This window comes from Burkholderia sp. KCJ3K979 (genome assembly GCF_016759955.1).
Taxonomy (GTDB): domain Bacteria; phylum Pseudomonadota; class Gammaproteobacteria; order Burkholderiales; family Burkholderiaceae; genus Burkholderia; species Burkholderia orbicola.
In genome coordinates, this window is sequence record NZ_JACFYV010000443.1 from 1 (window position 1) to 833 (window position 833).

Annotated in this window: 1 pseudogene; it reads left to right on the plus strand. The window is 70.8% G+C overall.

Annotated features, from left to right (window positions below):
- Positions 1-833 (plus strand): annotated as a pseudogene (locus H3O04_RS36740) (hypothetical protein); the annotation flags it as partial.

Here is an 833-nt window from a genome sequence, read left to right on the forward strand (position 1 = left end):
GTGCCCCGGTCAGCGTTCCGACTGCGCCCGTGGCCGTGTTTGCTACCGTGCCAACGACGCCACCGAGGCCACCGGTCCCGCCTCCAACACCACCCAGTGCGCCAGTCAACGTTCCGACTGCGCCCGTTGCCGTGTTCGCTACCGTGCTGACGACGCCACCGAGGCCGCCAGTCGGGTTGCCGCCACCGATACCACCCAGTGCACCGGTTACCGTGCCAACCACGCCACCAAGACTACCGGTTGGATCGCCAACACCGCCCAATGCACCCGTTACCGTGCCGACTGCGCCGCTTGCCGCGTTGCCCACTGTCCCGACAACACCACCGAGACCACCGGTCCCGCCGCCGATGCCACCCAGTGCGCCGGTTACCGTGCCGACCACACCACCAAGACCACCAGTCCCACCACCGCCGACACCGCCCAACGCACCCGTCACCGTGCCGACTGCGCCGCTTGCCGCGTTGCCCACTGTCCCGACGACGCCACCGAGACCGCCGGTCCCGCCTCCGACACCGCCCAGTGCGCCGGTCAGCGTTCCGACTGCGCCCGTGGCCGTGTTCGCTACCGTGCCGACAACGCCGCCGAGACCACCGGTCCCGCCACCGACACCACCCAGTGCGCCGGTCAGCGTTCCGACCGCGCCCGTTGCCGTATTCGCTACCGTGCCGACGACGCCACCGAGGCCGCCAGTCCCGCCACCGATGCCACCCAGTGCACCGGTTACCGTGCCGACCACGCCACCAAGACCACCGGTCCCGCCACCGCCGACACCGCCCAATGCACCCGTTACCGTGCCGACTGCGCCGCTTGCCGCGTTGCCCACTGTGCCGACG